Source organism: Pseudomonas sp. ES3-33 (genome assembly GCF_000952175.1).
Taxonomy (GTDB): Bacteria; Pseudomonadota; Gammaproteobacteria; order Pseudomonadales; family Pseudomonadaceae; genus Aquipseudomonas; species Aquipseudomonas gregormendelii.
Genome location: NZ_JZRI01000040.1, coordinates 1 through 17,438, shown reverse-complemented (window position 1 = coordinate 17,438; position 17,438 = coordinate 1). Strand labels below are relative to the sequence as shown.

The 17,438-nt window shown below is 60.9% G+C and carries 15 protein-coding genes, 1 tRNA gene and 2 pseudogenes; 3 read left to right on the top strand and 15 right to left on the bottom strand.

Going from position 1 to position 17,438, the window contains the following annotated elements:
• Together queC and UB23_RS04980 are read left to right on the top strand one after the other, a co-directional pair.
• On the top strand, positions 1–693 hold the full coding sequence (queC, locus tag UB23_RS04985; RefSeq protein ID WP_045058221.1) for a 7-cyano-7-deazaguanine synthase QueC: 693 nt from the start codon (positions 1–3) through the stop codon (positions 691–693).
• A gap of 63 nt (positions 694–756) precedes the next feature.
• A tRNA-Lys gene (locus tag UB23_RS04980) sits at positions 757–832 on the top strand.
• A gap of 173 nt (positions 833–1,005) precedes the next feature.
• Here the strand turns inward: UB23_RS04980 and UB23_RS29990 are convergent.
• The 3 genes and pseudogenes from UB23_RS29990 to UB23_RS30135 form a co-directional block, all read right to left on the bottom strand.
• A complete protein-coding gene (locus tag UB23_RS29990; RefSeq protein WP_045058220.1) occupies positions 1,006–1,284 on the bottom strand; it encodes a hypothetical protein in 279 nt (92 codons plus the stop codon).
• A gap of 19 nt (positions 1,285–1,303) precedes the next feature.
• Positions 1,304–2,275 (bottom strand): phosphotransferase family protein, encoded by a 972-nt coding sequence (locus tag UB23_RS04970; RefSeq protein WP_201777865.1) that lies wholly within the window; start codon positions 2,273–2,275, stop codon positions 1,304–1,306.
• Positions 2,276–2,372: 97 nt separating this feature from the next.
• Positions 2,373–2,465, bottom strand: a pseudogene (locus tag UB23_RS30135) (ParA family protein); the annotation flags it as partial.
• 239 nt (positions 2,466–2,704) lie between these two features.
• Here UB23_RS30135 and nadA point away from each other — a divergent pair.
• Positions 2,705–3,763, top strand: a complete 1,059-nt coding sequence (gene nadA / locus UB23_RS04965; protein ID WP_045058219.1) for a quinolinate synthase NadA — start codon at positions 2,705–2,707, stop codon at positions 3,761–3,763.
• Between the two features lie 88 nt (positions 3,764–3,851).
• On the opposite strand, the gene UB23_RS04960 is transcribed toward nadA, so the two are convergent.
• The 12 genes and pseudogenes from UB23_RS04960 to UB23_RS04910 all read right to left on the bottom strand — a co-directional run bounded on the left by UB23_RS04960 (position 3,852) and on the right by UB23_RS04910 (position 17,266).
• Entirely contained in the window at positions 3,852–4,340 is a 489-nt protein-coding gene (locus UB23_RS04960) for an RDD family protein (RefSeq protein ID WP_045058218.1), read from the bottom strand.
• Between the two features lie 97 nt (positions 4,341–4,437).
• A complete protein-coding gene (locus tag UB23_RS04955; RefSeq protein WP_003175786.1) occupies positions 4,438–4,650 on the bottom strand; it encodes a cold-shock protein in 213 nt (70 codons plus the stop codon).
• Positions 4,651–5,042: 392 nt separating this feature from the next.
• Positions 5,043–6,167, bottom strand: a complete 1,125-nt coding sequence (gene gcvT / locus UB23_RS04950; protein ID WP_045058217.1) for a glycine cleavage system aminomethyltransferase GcvT — start codon at positions 6,165–6,167, stop codon at positions 5,043–5,045.
• 42 nt (positions 6,168–6,209) lie between these two features.
• The gene (locus UB23_RS04945) at positions 6,210–7,586 is read right to left on the bottom strand and encodes an L-serine ammonia-lyase (RefSeq protein ID WP_045058216.1); all 1,377 of its coding nucleotides are present in this window, start codon (positions 7,584–7,586) and stop codon (positions 6,210–6,212) included.
• A 201-nt stretch (positions 7,587–7,787) separates the two neighbouring features.
• Positions 7,788–10,655, bottom strand: coding sequence for an aminomethyl-transferring glycine dehydrogenase (gcvP, locus tag UB23_RS04940; protein WP_045058215.1), 2,868 nt, complete (start codon positions 10,653–10,655; stop codon positions 7,788–7,790).
• Positions 10,656–10,666: 11 nt separating this feature from the next.
• Positions 10,667–11,050, bottom strand: a complete 384-nt coding sequence (gene gcvH / locus UB23_RS04935) for a glycine cleavage system protein GcvH (protein WP_045058214.1) — start codon at positions 11,048–11,050, stop codon at positions 10,667–10,669.
• Positions 11,051–11,498: 448 nt separating this feature from the next.
• The gene (locus tag UB23_RS04930) at positions 11,499–13,007 is read right to left on the bottom strand and encodes a sigma-54-dependent transcriptional regulator (RefSeq protein WP_045058213.1); all 1,509 of its coding nucleotides are present in this window, start codon (positions 13,005–13,007) and stop codon (positions 11,499–11,501) included.
• A gap of 184 nt (positions 13,008–13,191) precedes the next feature.
• Positions 13,192–13,551: a DUF5064 family protein gene (locus UB23_RS04925; RefSeq protein ID WP_045058212.1), complete on the bottom strand. Its 360-nt coding sequence runs from the start codon at positions 13,549–13,551 to the stop codon at positions 13,192–13,194.
• Positions 13,552–13,719: 168 nt separating this feature from the next.
• Positions 13,720–14,475, bottom strand: a complete 756-nt coding sequence (locus UB23_RS30655; RefSeq protein ID WP_442963619.1) for a methyl-accepting chemotaxis protein — start codon at positions 14,473–14,475, stop codon at positions 13,720–13,722.
• Between the two features lie 102 nt (positions 14,476–14,577).
• Positions 14,578–15,585, bottom strand: a pseudogene (locus UB23_RS30650) (PDC sensor domain-containing protein); the annotation flags it as partial.
• Between the two features lie 523 nt (positions 15,586–16,108).
• Positions 16,109–16,498 carry a YbaN family protein gene (locus tag UB23_RS04915; RefSeq protein ID WP_045058281.1) on the bottom strand — a complete coding sequence of 130 codons (390 nt, stop codon included), beginning with the start codon at positions 16,496–16,498 and terminating at the stop codon, positions 16,109–16,111.
• A gap of 165 nt (positions 16,499–16,663) precedes the next feature.
• Positions 16,664–17,266: a biliverdin-producing heme oxygenase gene (locus UB23_RS04910; RefSeq protein WP_045058210.1), complete on the bottom strand. Its 603-nt coding sequence runs from the start codon at positions 17,264–17,266 to the stop codon at positions 16,664–16,666.
• Between the last annotated feature and the right edge of the window lie 172 nt (positions 17,267–17,438).

The window sequence follows — 17,438 nt, the reverse complement described above, 5'->3', positions numbered from 1 at the left end:
ATGACTGAACAACTGAACGCTGCAGAAAAACGTGCGGTCATCCTCCTGTCTGGTGGCCTGGACTCGGCCACTGTCGTGGCCATGGCACGAGCCGATGGCTACAGCTGCTACACCATGAGCTTCGACTACGGCCAGCGCTCCCATGCCGAACTGCACGCTGCCGCACGCGTCGCCCGTGATCTTGGCGTGGTTGAGCATAAAGTCATCGGGTTGAACCTGGACGGCATGGGTGGCTCGGCATTGACCGACAGCAGTATCGATATTCCGGAGGAGGCCGGTGAAGGCATTCCGGTCACCTACGTTCCTGCACGCAATACCGTATTCCTGTCCCTCGCGTTGGGCTGGGCCGAAGTCCTCGGAGCGCGTGACATCTTCATTGGCGTCAATGCCGTCGATTACTCCGGTTACCCGGATTGCCGTCCCGAGTTCATCGAATCCTTCGAGCGCATGGCCAACCTCGCCACCAAGGCAGGGGTGGAAGGTAACGGCTTCCGCATTCAGGCGCCCCTGCAGAACCTGAGCAAGGCGCAGATCGTCCAGGCTGGCGTCAAGCTGGGTGTCGATTACGGCCTGACGGTTTCCTGCTACCAGGCCGACGATAACGGTCGGGCGTGCGGCAAATGCGACAGCTGCCGACTGCGTGCAGAAGGCTTCGCGGCGGCCGGAATAAGTGACCCAACGCCTTATTTTTGATTTATTTCAAATTAGGTGTTGAATAGTCCTTAAAAATCAGTATTATACGCGCCACCACACAGCGGGTCGTTAGCTCAGTTGGTAGAGCAGTTGGCTTTTAACCAATTGGTCGTAGGTTCGAATCCCACACGACCCACCATTTTTATAGCAGTTTAGAAAATCCGGAAGGCCCACGAAAGTGAGGATTTCCGGGTTTTTTTTTGTCTGAAATTTGGTCATTGCACCGCTTGGCACGGCACGAGGCGGGCAACTTCCTCAGCGTCTGTCAGCTGCCGAAGGTGAGATCGAATCCATCTGCGCATTCTCTCAGCCTCATTCGCAGGTGGCGGTTCGGTGGATTCGACGATGCGCTTGGCGGCAGCCAGCACGTTGTTGTCGCGGATGGATGGTGTGTATGCCGTCAGGCATCTTGTCCAATAAGGTCGCACCCTTTTTCATGTGCATGAACGCCGGCCCGCACGGAGCCGGCCGACCGGAACGCTTTGAAGTTGAGCATCGGCTTGTTACCAGCTTGATGGCGCGATGGTCCTGTTCGATGATGTTGTTGAGGTGCTTGACTTGGCGCACCACGATCGAATCGATGACGTTCATCGTATCGTGATAGCGCCGGTTACCTGAGCAGGGGGGCGAGATAGCCGCCGTCGACGTCGAGCAGGTCAGCGAGCAGGCGGCACGGTCGCCAGTCCTCGACACTCCCAGCAGCCGTCCAGATGTCAAGGTCACGGAGCTGGTCGAGAATCGCGGCGCCATGGATAAGCGCGCGACCATGAATCGGATCCATATGTCGAACGGCGATCTCAACCGCAGCGTTGCCTGCCTCCGAATCAATACGATGGCCTTCTTCGGATACGCGGGCCTCGCATACCAACCGGCACAGGTCGATCTCGACCGGACCGAGCACGGCGAACTCAAAGTCCAGCAGGGCGACGACCTCTCCATCCCATAAAGCATTCATCAGCGCGAGGTCGCCATGGTTGACGGTCTGTGCAACCAAGGGTGCAGCCCGGAAGTAACCCTCGATGATTCCATGGAGCCGCGACTGCTGTGCGCTGGACAGTCCCAGCTTGACTTTAGCGCGGTTAGCCGCCGCGGTGGCAGCTTCGAGCGAAGCCGGTACGAACCCCCCGTGAGATGCGACAAGCGTCCTCAGAGACGGGCTCGCGTCGTGCACGATCTGGGCCCGAGCCCAAAGCTGGCGGACCGCTGCTTCCTGCTCCGCAGGCGTCAGCGTCGGCCACGCCTCCTGGAGGTTCTGGCCGCGAATCTCCGCGCTCACGATCCAGCCGTGGCCCTCGGTAGTGCCCTCTCCAAGGATCTCCGGGTGCCCGACCTCTCGCGGAAGAGCCTGAACGAGCGCAACCTCGCGTGCCATGTCGACGGGTGTATGCGCGATACGCACGGCGATGCCGTTACCGACCCACGTCGCGTTCGAGTACCCATTGGCTCGCTGCATTCGCGCGAGATCGCCACCATGGTGAGCCGCCACCTTAGCGGCCAAGCTCCAAACAAGGGCTGTGCTGATCGGGTCACGATCCTGGTCGAGCGGATGAATACTTGTACTGGGGTCTTTCATTTTTTCCATCTTAGCCACGCCTCAGCAAATATATTGAGTTGAATTGAATGATTGCTCCTACCCTTTTTCGCTCATCTTAGATCGGGTCTATGCCATTGCGCCTCGCCATTTCCAGCATTACAGAGCGAGCACCCTGGAAGTCGATCGGTACCCGATCGAAGTGACCCTGGACTGTTTTCAACAGTTGAGAAATCCGCAAGGCTCAAGAGCGTGAGGACTTGCGGATTTTTTTCTTCGATTTGAGCGGGCTCACGTTCGGAGCTGCACCGCGTGACGCAGGTCAGATTCATCTTTTGCATCGTCGGGATATTCTGTAGCCTTGCGCAGCTTCAATGCTGTGCCTGATGACTACTCACTTTCCCGGCGGTACCCTCTAAAGGGTCCGGAGCCGGGTGTATACTCGACTTTCGCGCAAATGCGCCTGCAGGTCTTGCGAACATGACGCAGATTTCCGAACGCCTTCTGGTTCAAGCCCATCTCGACGCCAAGCAGCCCAAGCCGCTGACGGTCGAGGAAGAGGCTTATTACCGCGCTGCCATCGCTGACGAGCTCAAGGCTCAGGACGCAGTGCTGGTTGCTCACTTCTATTGTGATCCGGTCATTCAAGCGCTCGCCGAAGAGACCGGAGGCTGCGTCTCCGACTCGCTGGAGATGGCGCGCTTTGGCAATGCTCACTCGGCCAAGACCGTGGTGGTCGCCGGCGTGAAGTTCATGGGCGAAACCGCGAAGATCCTCAATCCGGAAAAACGCATCCTGATGCCGACCCTGGAGGCGACCTGCTCGCTGGACCTGGGTTGCCCCGTGGACGAGTTCTCGGCGTTCTGTGACCAGCACCCTGAGCGTACGGTGGTGGTGTATGCCAATACCTCGGCGGCAGTCAAAGCCCGGGCTGACTGGGTGGTGACTTCAAGCTGCGCGCTGGAAATCGTCGAGAGCCTGATGGACAACGGCGAAACCATCATCTGGGGGCCGGACAAGCACCTGGGTACCTATATCCAGCGCAAGACCGGCGCCGATATGCTGCTGTGGGACGGTGCCTGCATCGTTCACGAAGAGTTCAAGTCCAAGCAGCTCGAGGACATGAAGGCCCTGTACCCGGATGCCGCCATTCTGGTGCACCCCGAGTCGCCGACTTCGGTTATCGAACTGGCGGACGCCGTAGGCTCCACCAGCCAGCTGATTGCTGCAGCGCAGAGCCTGCCGAACAAGACCCTGATCGTGGCCACCGACCGCGGCATCTTCTACAAGATGCAGCAGTTGTGCCCGGACAAGGTGTTCATCGAAGCCCCTACGGCGGGTAACGGCGCGGCGTGCCGCAGTTGCGCGCATTGTCCGTGGATGGCGATGAATACGCTTGAGCGCACGCTCAAGAGCCTTAAAGAAGGGACGAATGAGATCTTTGTGGATCCGGCGTTGATTCCGCAGGCGATTCGGCCGTTGAAGCGGATGCTCGACTTTACCCAGGCTGCGCGGATGAAGTTGGCTGGTAACGCTTAAAGCAAGATCAACAGATCGCAGCCTTCGGCAGCTCAGGTGCTCACAAACCTTGTAGGAGCTGTCGACGGCTGCGATCTTTTTTATGCGCTTACCTCTGTTTCTTCGGAATGCGCACCAGCTGCGTCTCGGAATACATGTCATGCCAGCTGCGTTTCTGCTTGTCGAACAGCGACCAGATGAAACCCAGGCCCACGCACAGCAGCGAGGCGATGGAGACCACAAAGCGCAGCAACGCCTGCCACAGGCTGATGGATGAGCCGTCGGCGTTCTGCACCCGAATGCCCCACACCTGCATGCCCAGGGTCTGACCCGACCAGGTCCAGAACTTGGCAAAAAAACCGAATAGCACGAACAGCAGCAGGGTAGAAAGCAGCGGATCACCGTCCAGTGCTCCCGCTTCAGTCAGCGTGCGCATCCGCTCCTCGCCGATGATTGCCATCTGGATCATCTTGTAGATCCCGCTGGTGACAATTAGCAAAGCGGTGCACAGCAGGAAGTCATAGAACATCGCTGCCAGACGACGACCCAGGCCAGCGGCGGGAAAATCGCCCTGGGGCTTCAGCAGGTGTTTCGACATGGCACGGGTCTCGGCGGGAAAAAGAACTCATTTTACGGATTTGCGCGCACAAAAAAGCCCCTGATGTCAGCATCAGGGGCTTTTTCGTTACAGAAGATTAAGCTTCGGCCTGAACTTCGTCAGCCTGCATGCCTTTCTGGCCCTGCACAGCAACGAAGGTCACTTTCTGGCCTTCTTTCAGGCTCTTGAAGCCGTTGCCCTGAATAGCGCGGAAATGCACGAACAGATCCGGACCGCTTTCTGGCGTGATAAAACCAAAACCTTTCTCGTCGTTAAACCATTTGACGGTACCGCTCTGACGTTGGGACATTTCTTATTTCCTTTGACGCAAAAATTAATGACAGCCTCTTTCTCATGAAAGAGTACTGGGGCTGGTTGCAGGAGAGTAAGAAGACGTCGAACGGGATGTAGCTAACTTGTAGGCTACTGCCCAGGTCACGATTCCAAGCGACCCATGCAAACACAGTGAACAAACTCTACGCCAACTAGCCAATAAAAAACAAGCCCCTGTGAGGGGCCCGGTTTGCTTGGCTGTGAGGCTGTTAGTGGAGGCGTTGGTGCAGGCTTATTCGATAGCGCTGTTCAAATGTTTTCGACTGTTATAAGTACTGTTCATTATCGAACGGTTGCACTGTTTTATGGCGGCTGCGTTACAGATTAGTGCAGTGTTAACGCAGTCGCGTTACTTATAGAAACAGTCAATCAACCGCGATAGTAGCGTTGTGGAACAAATGGCATTTTGCTTACAAGCAAAGGCACCTTTTTCCCACGGACGATCGCCCAGACGGGGGTGTCGAGCGAAACGTACGCCGAGTCGAGGTAACCCATGGCCAGAGGGCCGCCCAGGGTGGGGCCGAAACCACCGCTGCAGACGCTGCCGATGATCTCGCCCGCTTCGTTGACGATTTCCGCGCCTTCGCGCACCGGCGTGCGCTCTTGCGGCAGCAGGCCTACGCGTTTGCGGCTGACGCCGCCCTGTTGTTGCGCGAAGATGTTTTCGGCGCCCGGGAAACCGCCGGCCCGTGCGCCATCGGCACGACGCGGCTTGGAGATGGCCCACAGCAGGCTCGCCTCGATTGGGGTGGTCTCGGTGTTCATGTCGTGGCCATAGAGGCACAGGCCGGCTTCCAGGCGCAGGGAGTCGCGAGCGCCCAGACCGATCGCGGCCACTTCCGGCTCGGCCAACAGGGCGCGGGCCAAGGCTTCGGCATTCGCGGCCGGCACGGAGATCTCGAAACCGTCTTCGCCGGTGTAGCCCGAGCGGCTGACGAAACATTCCACGCCCAGCAGCTGGACGCGCGTGAACTGCATGAAGGTCATCTTCGCCACTTCAGGCGCCAGGCGCGCGAGCACGGTCACGGCGGCCGGGCCTTGCAAGGCCAGCAGCGCACGCTCTTCGAACAGCGGCTCGATGGTGCACTGCTCGCCGATGTGCTTGCGCAGGTGCGCCAGGTCCTGGTCCTTGCAGGCGGCGTTGACCACCAGGAACAGTTCGTCGTTGCCCAGGTTGGCGACCATCAGGTCGTCGAGAATGCCACCGGCCTCGTTGGTGAACATCGCGTAGCGCTGCATGCCCACCGGCAAGTCGATGATGTCTACCGGTACCAGGGTTTCCAGGGCCTCGGCAGCCTTGGCGCCGGTCAGGCGAATCTGGCCCATGTGCGAGACATCGAACAACCCGGCCTGGTCGCGGGTGTGCTGGTGTTCTTTCATCACGCCCAGCGGGTATTGCACCGGCATGTCGTAGCCGGCGAACGGCACCATGCGCGCGCCGAGTTCGATGTGCAGGGCGTGCAGCGGGGTAGTCAGCAATTGTTCGGTGGACATGTTGTGCTCCTGAAAAAATGTGCAGAGGCCAATGCGCGCGCATCAGCATTCGATAATGTTGACCGCCAGACCGCCGCGGGCGGTCTCCTTGTATTTGCTTTTCATGTCGGCGCCGGTCTGGCGCATGGTGCGGATGACTTTGTCGAGGGAGACGAAGTGCTGCCCGTCACCGCGCAGGGCCATGCGGACCGCATTGATGGCCTTGACCGAGCCCATCGCATTGCGCTCGATGCAAGGCACTTGCACCAGGCCGCCGATGGGGTCGCAGGTCAGGCCGAGGTTGTGTTCCATGCCGATTTCCGCGGCGTTTTCCACTTGCTGCACGCTGCCGCCGAGGACTTCGCACAAGGCACCCGCCGCCATGGAACAGGCCACTCCTACTTCGCCCTGGCAGCCGACTTCGGCACCGGAGATCGAGGCGTTTTCCTTGTACAGAATGCCAATGGCCGCTGCGGTGAGCAGGAAGCGCACCACGCCGTCATCGTTCGCGCCGGGAATGAAGCGCATGTAGTAATGCAGCACCGCCGGGATAATACCGGCCGCGCCGTTGGTGGGCGCCGTCACGACTCGTCCGCCGTTGGCGTTTTCTTCGTTGACCGCCAGGGCATACAGATTGACCCAGTCCAGTACCGAGAGCGGATCGCGCAAGGACGATTCGGGGTTCTTGCACAATTGCCGATGCAGCGCCGCAGCGCGACGCTTGACCTTCAAACCACCGGGCAGGATGCCTTCGTTGTGACAACCGGCGGCCACGCAATCCTGCATCACTTGCCAGATATTCAGCAGGCCGGCGCGGGTTTCGGCTTCAGGTCGCCAGGCACTTTCATTGGTGAGCATTACCTGGCTGATCGACAGGCCGTAGGTCGCGCAATGCCCCAGCAGGTCCTTGGCGCTCTTGAACGGGAACGTCAGTTTGGTGGCATCTTCGACAATGCGGTCGGCACCGGCTGCATCCTCATCGACCACAAACCCGCCGCCTACCGAGTAGTACTCGCGGCTGCGGGTTTGCAAACCGGCAGCATCGAACGCACGAAAAATCATGCCGTTGGGGTGATAAGGCAGCGGTTTGCGAATCATCGCCAGGTGTTCTTTCTCGTTGAACGCGATGCTGTGCTCACCCAGCAGGTTCAAGCGACCGTTGCCGCGAATCTCTTGCAGGCGAGCAGCGACGGTTTCGGTGTTCACGGTGTCCGGGTGTTCGCCTTCCAGCCCGAGCAACACGGCCTTGTCGCTGCCGTGGCCTTTGCCGGTGGCGCCGAGTGAGCCGTAGAGCTCGACCTTGACGCAGGCGGTTGCAGCCAGCAGCCCTTCACGGCGCAAGCCTTCGGCGAAACGCGCGGCAGCGCGCATTGGGCCGACGGTGTGGGAACTGGAGGGGCCGATGCCAATCTTGAACAGGTCGAACACGCTTAAAGCCATGGTTGTTCTCCGGTTTCTTGTTATGGGAATTGGCGGAATTTTTAACTGGACACGGTCCTGTGGGAGCTGGCTTGCCTGCGATGGCGTTGGTTCAGTCGCCATCGACGCTGTCTGACAGGCCGCCATTGCAGGCAAGCCAGCTCCCACAGGTTTTGTGGTGTTCTTGAGAAAGAGGGGCAGGCGCACCCGCCCCTCATTGGTTTAAGCGTAGCTTTCGATCGACGGGCAGGCGCACACCAGGTTGCGATCACCGAACACGTTGTCGACGCGACCGACCGGTGGCCAGTACTTGCCTTCGATCAGCGATGCTACAGGGTAGACCGCCTGCTCACGGCTGTACGGGTGAGTCCACTCGCCGACCAGTTCCGCCGCAGTGTGCGGAGCGTTCTTCAGCGGGTTGTCGTCCTTGTCCAGCGTGCCGTTTTCCACTGCGCGGATTTCTTCGCGGATGCGGATCATGGCGTCGCAGAAGCGGTCCAGTTCTTCCCTGGATTCGCTTTCGGTCGGCTCGATCATCAGGGTGCCAGCGACCGGGAACGACATGGTCGGTGCATGGAAACCGAAATCGATCAGGCGCTTGGCCACGTCATCGACGCTGATGCCGCTGCTGTCTTTGAGTGGACGCAGGTCCAGGATGCACTCGTGGGCTACCAGGCCATTGCTGCCGGTGTAGAGCACTGGATAGTGCTCTTCGAGGCGACGGGAAATGTAGTTCGCGTTCAGGATCGCCAGCTGCGAAGCACGCTTGAGGCCCGCGCCGCCCATCATCCGAATGTACATCCAGGTGATCGGCAAAATGCTCGCGCTGCCGAACGGTGCTGCGCAGACCGCGCCTTCTTTACGCTCCATGGTGCCGTGACCCGGCAGGAACGGAGTCAGGTGCGATTTGACGCCGATCGGGCCAACGCCCGGGCCGCCACCACCGTGAGGGATGCAGAACGTCTTGTGCAGGTTCAGGTGCGAGACGTCGCCGCCGAACTTGCCCGGTGCGCAGAGGCCGACCATTGCGTTCATGTTGGCGCCGTCGATGTACACCTGGCCGCCGTTGTCATGAATGATCCCGCAGATTTCGCGGATGCCTTCTTCGAAAACGCCGTGGGTCGACGGGTAGGTGATCATCAGCGCCGCAAGGTGTTCGCGATGCTCGATGGCCTTGGCGCGCAGGTCTTCGATGTCGACGTTGCCGCGGGCATCGCAGGCGGTCACGACCACGCGCATGCCGGCCATGTTGGCCGTCGCCGGGTTGGTGCCGTGGGCAGACGACGGGATCAGGCAGATGTCGCGACGGTCTTCGCCACGGCTCTGGTGGTAAGCGCGAATAGCCAGCAGTCCGGCATATTCACCTTGCGAACCGGCGTTCGGCTGCAAGGAGATGGAGTCGTAGCCGGTCGCGGCGCAGAGCATCGCTTCAAGTTCGTCGGTCAGTTGCTGGTAGCCGGCACTTTGCTCGGCCGGGGCGAACGGGTGCAGGGCGCCGAATTCAGCCCAGGTCACCGGGATCATTTCGCTGGCAGCGTTGAGTTTCATGGTGCACGAACCCAGCGGGATCATGGTGCGATCCAGGGCCAGGTCCTTGTCGGCGAGCTTGCGCAGATAGCGCATCAGCTCGGTTTCCGAGTGATAACGGTTGAATACCGGGTGGCTGAGGATCGGCGATTGACGAACCAGCGCAGCCGGGATGGTGCTGACCACTGCAGCAGCGAGGGCGGAGAAGTCCGGCAGCGCCTGGCCGTCGGCGAACAGGGCCCACAGTGTTTCGACATCAGCTTGCGACGTGGTTTCGTCAAGGGACAGGCCCAGACGTCCGCCATCGACGACGCGCAGGTTGATCTGCTGCGCATGCGCCTGGTCGTGCAGCTTGGCGGTGTGGGCGCCAGTGTTGAGGGTCAGGGTGTCGAAGAAGTTTTCTTGCTCGACGTTCAGCCCCAGTGCGCTCAAGCCTTTGGCGAGGATCGCCGTCAGGTGATGAATGCGCTTGGCGATCTGCGTCAGGCCTTTTGGACCGTGATACACGGCGTACATGCTGGCAATGTTGGCCAACAGAACCTGCGCGGTGCAGATGTTCGAGGTGGCCTTCTCGCGGCGGATGTGTTGCTCGCGAGTCTGCATCGCCAGGCGCAGGGCCGGCTTGCCGAAACGGTCGACGGAAACGCCCACCAGGCGGCCCGGCATGTCACGCTTGAATGCATCTTTGGTAGAGAAGTACGCTGCGTGCGGGCCACCGAAGCCCAGCGGCACGCCGAAACGCTGTGCGCTGCCGATGGCCACGTCGGCGCCGAATTCGCCTGGCGGGGTCAGCACCGTCAGGGCCAGCAGGTCAGCGGCAACCGCCACCAGAGCGTTGGCGGCATGGAAGCGTTCGGTCAGCGCGCGGTAGTCAAAGACATCACCGTTGCTTGCCGGGTACTGCAGCAGTGCGCCGAAGAACGGCGTCACGTCAGTCAGCTCAAGCTCGTCGCCGACGACCACGTCGATGCCCAGAGGCTCGGCACGGGTGCGCAGCACGTCGAGGGTCTGCGGGTGGCAGTGAACCGATGCAAAGAACGCGTGGCTGCCTTTGTTCTTGCTCAGGCGCTTGCAGAAAGTCATGGCTTCGGCTGCAGCGGTGGCTTCATCGAGCAGCGAAGCGTTGGCGATCGGCAGGCCGGTCAGGTCGCTGATCAGCGTCTGGAAGTTGAGCAATGCTTCGAGGCGACCCTGGGAGATCTCTGGCTGATACGGGGTGTAGGCGGTGTACCAGGCCGGGTTTTCCAGCAGGTTGCGCAGGATAGGCGACGGCGTGTGGGTGCCGTAGTAGCCCTGGCCGATGAAGGTCTTGAACAGCTGGTTCTTGCCGGCGATGCTTTTGATCATGGCCAGGGCGTCGGCTTCACTCAGGCCGTCGTCCATGCCGAGCACGCTGGTGCCCTTGATGCTTTCCGGGATCACGCTGGCGCTCAAGGCTTCCAGGGAGTCGAAACCGAGGCTATTGAGCATGGCTTGCTCATCGCCGGCGCGCGGGCCGATGTGGCGCGCGATGAATTCGTTGGCGGTGCTTGTGGTTACAACGGCAGGGTTTACTTGAGTCATGTCGGCGCTCCTCAGGCTTCGGCGTTGGCTTTGATCAGACGGTCGTAAGCGTCCTGATCCAGCAGTTTGGCGACGGCAGAGGCGTCGGTTGGCTGAAAGCGGAAGAACCAGCCGTCACCCATTGGATCTTCGTTGACCAGTTCCGGGCTGCTGTCGAGCGCCGGGTTGACTTGCAGCACTTCACCGTCCAGGGGCATGTACACGCCGCTGGCCGCTTTTACCGACTCCACGGTGGCCGCTTCCGCGCCCTTTTCGTAGGACTGCAGCTCTGGCAGTTGTACGAAAACCACGTCGCCCAGGGCGTTCTGCGCGAAGGCGGTGATGCCGACTGTGACGCTACCGTCAGCTTCGGTGCGCAGCCATTCGTGATCTTCAGTAAAACGCAACTCGCTCATGGAAACTCCTAAGGGGGCCAGACTCGTCTGGTGGACGCGATTGAATGCTTGGGGCGTTAGCCCTGATTTATGCAGGGGTAATAAGCAAAATCGCGGCCAATGTTTTAAAAGCCATATAAAACAATGAGTTGTGTGATTTTAGGACAGAGGGGAATGATTTTTGTGTAGCGAAATCGCTACAGCTTGGGGCGTGGAAAAAAGCCTATCTGGATCAAAGCCTTGCACACTGGTCGCTGGGGAGGGGTGTAGCGATATCGTTCCGCTGTAGCGCTTTCAGTACGGCTGGAGGTCGTTTCCAAGCAGGTTAGAAGCCTTCCGATTGGAATTCGTCCCGCAGGAGCGGCCGAAGGCTGCGATCTTGTCGCAGGCAACACAGTATCAACGTCAAGAGATCGCAGCCTTCGGCAGCTCCTACGGGATGCGGCCAGGCGTGAGCATTCTGTGACCGCTACTGCCTGGTGGGAATGCCGTACTTGCGCAGCCGATGCGCGATCGCCGTGTGGGAGGTCTGCAGGCGGCTGGCGAGCTGCCGGGTCGAGGGATAACTGACGTAGAGTTTTTCCAGCAGGGTTTTCTCGAACTCGTCCATGGCCTGCTCCAGGCTGTCGACTTCGGTGTCGCTCTGGCGCGCCACCGAGGTGCCGGCGATGTCGAGGTCGCCGATGTCCACCAGGCTGCTTTCGCAAATGGCAGCGGCGCGGAAAATCACGTTCTGCAACTGCCGTACGTTGCCTGGCCAGCGGTTGCCCAGCAGCGCCGGATAAGTCCCGGGCGCCAGGCGACACACCGGGCGCTGGATCTGTGCACAGGCCTGCTGCATGAAGTAACGGGCCAGCAGGAGGATGTCCTGGCCCCGCTCACGCAGCGGCGGGACTTCGACATTCAGGACATTCAGGCGGTAGAAGAGGTCTTCGCGGAACGAGCCTTCGCTGACCATTTTTTCCAGGTCGCGGTGGGTTGCGCTGAGGATTCGCACGTTGACCTTCACTTCGCGGTCGCCACCGACTCGCCGAAAGCTGCCGTCATTCAAAAATCGCAACAGTTTCGCCTGCAGGTAGGGAGACATCTCGCCGATCTCGTCGAGAAACACCGTACCCTGGTTGGCCAGTTCCATCAGTCCCGGTTTACCGCCTCGTTGCGCTCCGGTGAATGCCCCGGGGGCGTAGCCGAACAGTTCGCTTTCGGCGAGGTTCTCCGGCAATGCCGCGCAGTTCAGCGCCAGGAAAGGTGAACTGTACCGGGCGCTGATGGCGTGGCAGGCGCGCGCTACCAGTTCCTTGCCGGTGCCCGTTTCGCCCTGGATCAGCAGGGGCGCATCCAGGGCCGCCACGCGCTGGGCACGGGCCTTGAGGGTGCGGATGGCGGGAGATTCGCCAAGCAGCGCATCAAAGCCTTCGGCATGGTCGTGGTGCAGCGCTGACAGGCGCTCGCCGATGCGGTTGGGTTGATACAGGGTCAGCAACGCACCGGCGTCGGTAATGGGGGTGGCGTCGAGCAGCAGGGTCTGGCCGTTGACGGTGATCTCGCGCAGCGGCAGGCGAAAGCCGTGCTCCAGCAACGCGTCGAGCAGCGCCGGGTCGGCAAACAGCTCCGCCACGCTTTCCCCGGCCGGTTCGCGACCATACAGGGCAATCAGTGCCGGGTTGGCCAGCAATACATTGCCCGCACTGTCGAGGGCCAGCACCGGGTCGGTCATGGCTGCCAGCAAGGCATCGAGCTGCAGGTGCCGGCGCTGGCCAGGCAGGATGTCCACCACCGTCACGGCCTGCACGCCGCGCACGCTGAACAGCGCATCGCGCAGCTCTTCGAGTACTTCCGGGCTCAAGGTCGGAGCGTCGATGTAGACGTTGGGCGGCACCATTTCCACCGCATCCAGGTTGAGATTGCGCCCACCGAGCAACGCCAGAACTTCCTGGGTGATGCCGACTCGGTCGATGAAGCTGACGTGAATGCGCATGGGGCGATGGGGTTCTGGCGTGCGGAGGGTGGCAAGTATGCCTTGGGCAGGGCTGCAGGTGAAATCCTGGACTGATATCGCGGCCCTTCAGAAGCAAAGGTTGCCTGGTGTGCCATGGTCTGTGGGAGCAAAGCTTGCTCCCGCAGGACTCCCTTACAGCTTTACACCTACAGGGCTGTGCCGGTTACTCGAGGTGTTCGGGTTTGACCGGGTCGCCGGATTTGACGTCGAGCTGTGCCCGGACGTCTTCAAACATCAGGTCGTACGCCTTGTGCACCGTGCCGATGCCGGCGTCCTTGGGCAGGCCATGCTTCTGCGCCAGGCGAGTGGCATGGCGGGCGAAATCGAATGCCTGGTCCTTGGGCAGGAAAAACTCCTCCTGCAGTTCCTTGCCCTGCACCGAGCCATGCATCTTGAACAGCATGCCTTCGCCTTCCTTGGGGTCCTGGGTCACTTCATAGTCGATGCTCAGCGCGTAGCTGTAGTCATCCTTGTTCAGCGCCGTGCGCTCGATATGCAGGTGACCGGGCTCGAACGTAGCCATTGGCATCTCTCCGTATCAGTTGGTAATGCCAGGTGTCGCCGCGCAGACGGGAGCGCCGGCAGGGCCCTGGATAATCGTTTCGCTGTCCGAGATTGGACCGAACAGCTCGATATTTCCAGTAAAGCGACCTCGTTCGAGTATTTCCAGGCTCACGCCCACAGGGGCCTGTCAGACGCGGAACTGATCCATCAGCTTCATCTGATGGGTCGTCAGCGAATTGAGGTGGCTGCTGATCTGTGCCGATTCGGTCGCTTGCCCGGTCAGGGTCTCGGTGACGGTGCGGATGGCCGAGACGTTGCGGTTGACCTCTTCGGCCACGGCGCTTTGCTGCTCGGCGGCGCTGGCGATTTGCAGGTTCATGTCGCTGATCACGGTGACCGCATCGCTGATCTTGCTCAAGGCCTGGACCGCTTGCTGGATCTGGCCAGCGTTGCTGTGGGCCTGGGTCTGGCTCGAGTGCATGGTGGCAACCACGCCGCGGGTGCCTGTCTGAATACGTTCGATCACGCTGCGAATTTCTTCCACCGAGTCCTGGGTACGTTTGGCCAGGTTGCGCACTTCATCCGCCACCACCGCAAAACCACGGCCACTCTCGCCGGCGCGTGCGGCTTCGATGGCGGCGTTGAGGGCCAGCAGGTTGGTTTGTTCGGCGATGCTGCGGATCACTTCCAGCACTGAACCGATCTGCTCGCTGTTGACCGCCAACGCTTCGACTTCGGTGACCGCCTTGCTGACTTCATCGGCCAGTTGATTGATGTCGCGGGTGCTGCGCTCAATGATCTGCATGCCATCGCGGGCCGATTGGTCGGCGCCTTTGGCAGCGTTGGCCGCATTGGAGGCACTGTTGGCGACGTCATGGGCGGTGGCGCTCATTTCATTGGACGCAGTGGCAACCTGATCGATCTCGCGGAACTGCACCTGCATGCCTTCGCTGGTCTGGCGGGCAATTTCCGAGGACTGGTCGGCCGTGCCGCGCGCATCGGTAATGCTCTGTTTGATCTGCGCGATGGTCGGCTGCAGCTTGTCGAGGAAGCGGTTGAACCAGCTGACCAATTCGCCCAGCTCGTCTTTCTTGCTGTACTGCAGACGCTGGGTGAGGTCGCCGTCGCCGCTGGCAATCGCCTTGAGCATCTGGGCAACGCTGTTGATCGGCCGGGTCACGCCCGAGGCGGTGAGCCACATCAGCAACAGGCCGACCAGGCCAGCCGCCACCGCCACCAGCACGGCTTTGATGGTGCCGCTTTGCTGGGCCTCATCGAGTACCGCTTGCAGCTTCACCGAATCGGCCAGCAAGACGTTTTTCGGCAGGTCGATCACCACGCCCCAGGCCTTGGAATCAGTAATCGGGCTGACCGGATACACGGCGCGAATCAGCTCGCCCTGCTCGAGGATTTTCGGCGTGCCAGCGCTGAGCAGCTGCAGCACTTCCTTGCCATCGCTGCCCAAGGTGTCGGCGATGCTTTTGCCGACCTTGCTGGCGTCAACGCTGTAACCTGCGAGCACGCCACTGCCGGAGACGATCAGCATGTGCCCGGCGCTGTTGAACAGGTCACGCTGGGATTCGACAGCGGCCGCTTGCAGGGCATCGAGGGCGATATCCACACCGACCACGCCGATGGTTTTGCCATCCACCAGCAGCGGCACGGAAATGGTGGTCATCAGCATTTCCTTGCCGTTGACGGTATCGGCATACGGGTCCAGCAGGCAGGTGCGCTTGCTGTCGCGAGGGCAGGTGTACCAGCTGTTATAGGGCGTGCCGTTGATGTTGAGGGTGGTCTTGGTCATGTCGTCTTCGACCATGATCGTGTTGACCCCGGCACCACCGGCACGGCTCCAGTAACTGGCAAATCGCCCGGCCTCGTTGGACTGGCGCGCCGCGTCGTTGGCGAATTCGCTGTCCTTGCCGTCCAGGCCGTTGGGTTCGAATGCCAGCCAGATCCCCAGCACTTTGCTGTTGCGCTCGAAGGCGGTTCGCAGGCTCTGGTTCAATTCCTCACGCACAGTCCCCGCTTCCAGCGACCGCTTGGCCGCCATGCTGCGCAGGTCCTGGATCTGATCCGCCAAAGCCGTGACCACCGTCAGGCTCTCGCCGAAGGTCTTCTGCACCCGCACGGCTTGCTCTGCGGCTTTGGCTTGCAGCAGATTCTGCACGCTGTCGGTGAGCATTTTGCTGCTGGAGGCGCTGACCAGTTCGTCGTTCTGGTTGGTCTGGTAGATATTCATGCCCACGATCAGGGCAAGCACGCCCAGCAGGCAAAGGCCGGACAGCAGCACGATTTTCAGGCGGATGGAGAGAGAGTCGAACATAAGGCGAACTCGCGAATGGATGAGGTGTTGGCTGTGGGTCGAGACCGACCCGGTTCGCCAAGTCCATTCAGCGCCATGGGAGAGGCATCGGCGTGGGGAAGGTTTGCATGAGTAAAAGCCGATGAACGGTCAGCGCAAGCGTTTGCGAGGGTTCATTGGGTGTCGGGAAGCTCGCTCCCACATTGAACCGGGTCACTGTGGCAAATACCTGTGGGAGCCAGCCGGCTGGCGATGGGCACGACTCGGTCTTTCATGAAGAGTGCGCCAGGGACTCGGGCCTCGACCAGATCCACAGGTTGCCCAGGCTCATCCCGGCGATGGCCAGGTAGATCGGCCAGCCATGATCGAGCATCACCAGCATCAGCCCGGCGCACAGCAACATGCTGGCCGTGGCGCTGACTTTGGCGCGACGGGTGATGATCTTGCCGTTGCGCCAGTTGTGGAGCATCGGGCCGAACAGGCGGTGGTTCTCCAGCCAGGCGCTAAGGCGTGGGGAGCTGCGGGTAGCGGCCCAGGCGGCGAGCAGGATGAACTCGGTGGTTGGCAGGCCAGGCACCACAATAGCGACCAGGCCTATGCCCAGGCTGACGTAGGCCAGCAGGCCGAAAAGAAAACGTATGAGTCTGGAAGATGAGGGCATGGGCTCAAGGTAACGCATGTGGGGCTTGATCGGAGGAGCCGGGGCGCGGTCCTGTGGGAGCAAGGCTTGCCCGCGTTAGCGATGCCGCGGTCCAACCTGTCAATCGCGGCGCCTCAATCGCGGGCAAGCCTTGCTCCCACAGACCAGCAAGCCAGCTCTAACCTGTCAGGCAAATTCCGGGGTATAGGCCTGTTCCAGCAGCACGGTGAAGCGGTTAAAGGCATCGATCGCACCTTTATCCAGTTCAGCTTCTTGCTGTGCACTCAACTGCAGTCCATCCAGGGTCCTCACGAAGCGCTTCCAGCCCTCAGCACGACCACCGGCGGGTTCAGCGAGGTGGCGCGCGCCAAAAGTCTCGCTCAGCCCCAGGCCCACCGCGCGCTTGATCAGGAATGCCGCGCCCAGCTTCGAGCCTTCGGACACAAACAGCCAGCCCAGGGCCTCGGCCTGGGTTGGAGCGTTCACCGCGCCTGCCACGGGTGCCGGTACCTCGGTGTCGAGGTCTGCCAGGTCAGCCCTGGCCGCTTCCGCCCGGCAGCGCGCCGGCAGGTCGGGGACGATGGCGGTCAGTTCGGCGTCGTTGTACAGCGCCACCAGTTCCGACTGGAACAGGTACTGCGCGACGACGAAGCGGGCGAAGTTGGCCTGGGTTTCGAAAGGCGCGTGGGCTTTGACCAGTGCATCGAGTTTGGTGTGTGGTTCGTGGGTGATCTGGTTCAAGCGTTGTGAACGCAGAGCGGGGCGTTGAGCAGTGTCCTGGGTGGTCATGACAAATCCTTGAGAGAAAATGGTGCTTGGTAACGAGACGAACGAACAGGCACCGGACAGTAAAAAAACCTCGTTGCGCGGGGGGGGGGGGGGCGGTGGGCCGGCGCCGAAACCAGCCCAGAGGGGTCCGTGGAGCCAACGCCTGCGACGCAGAAACGTGCACCGAGGATGT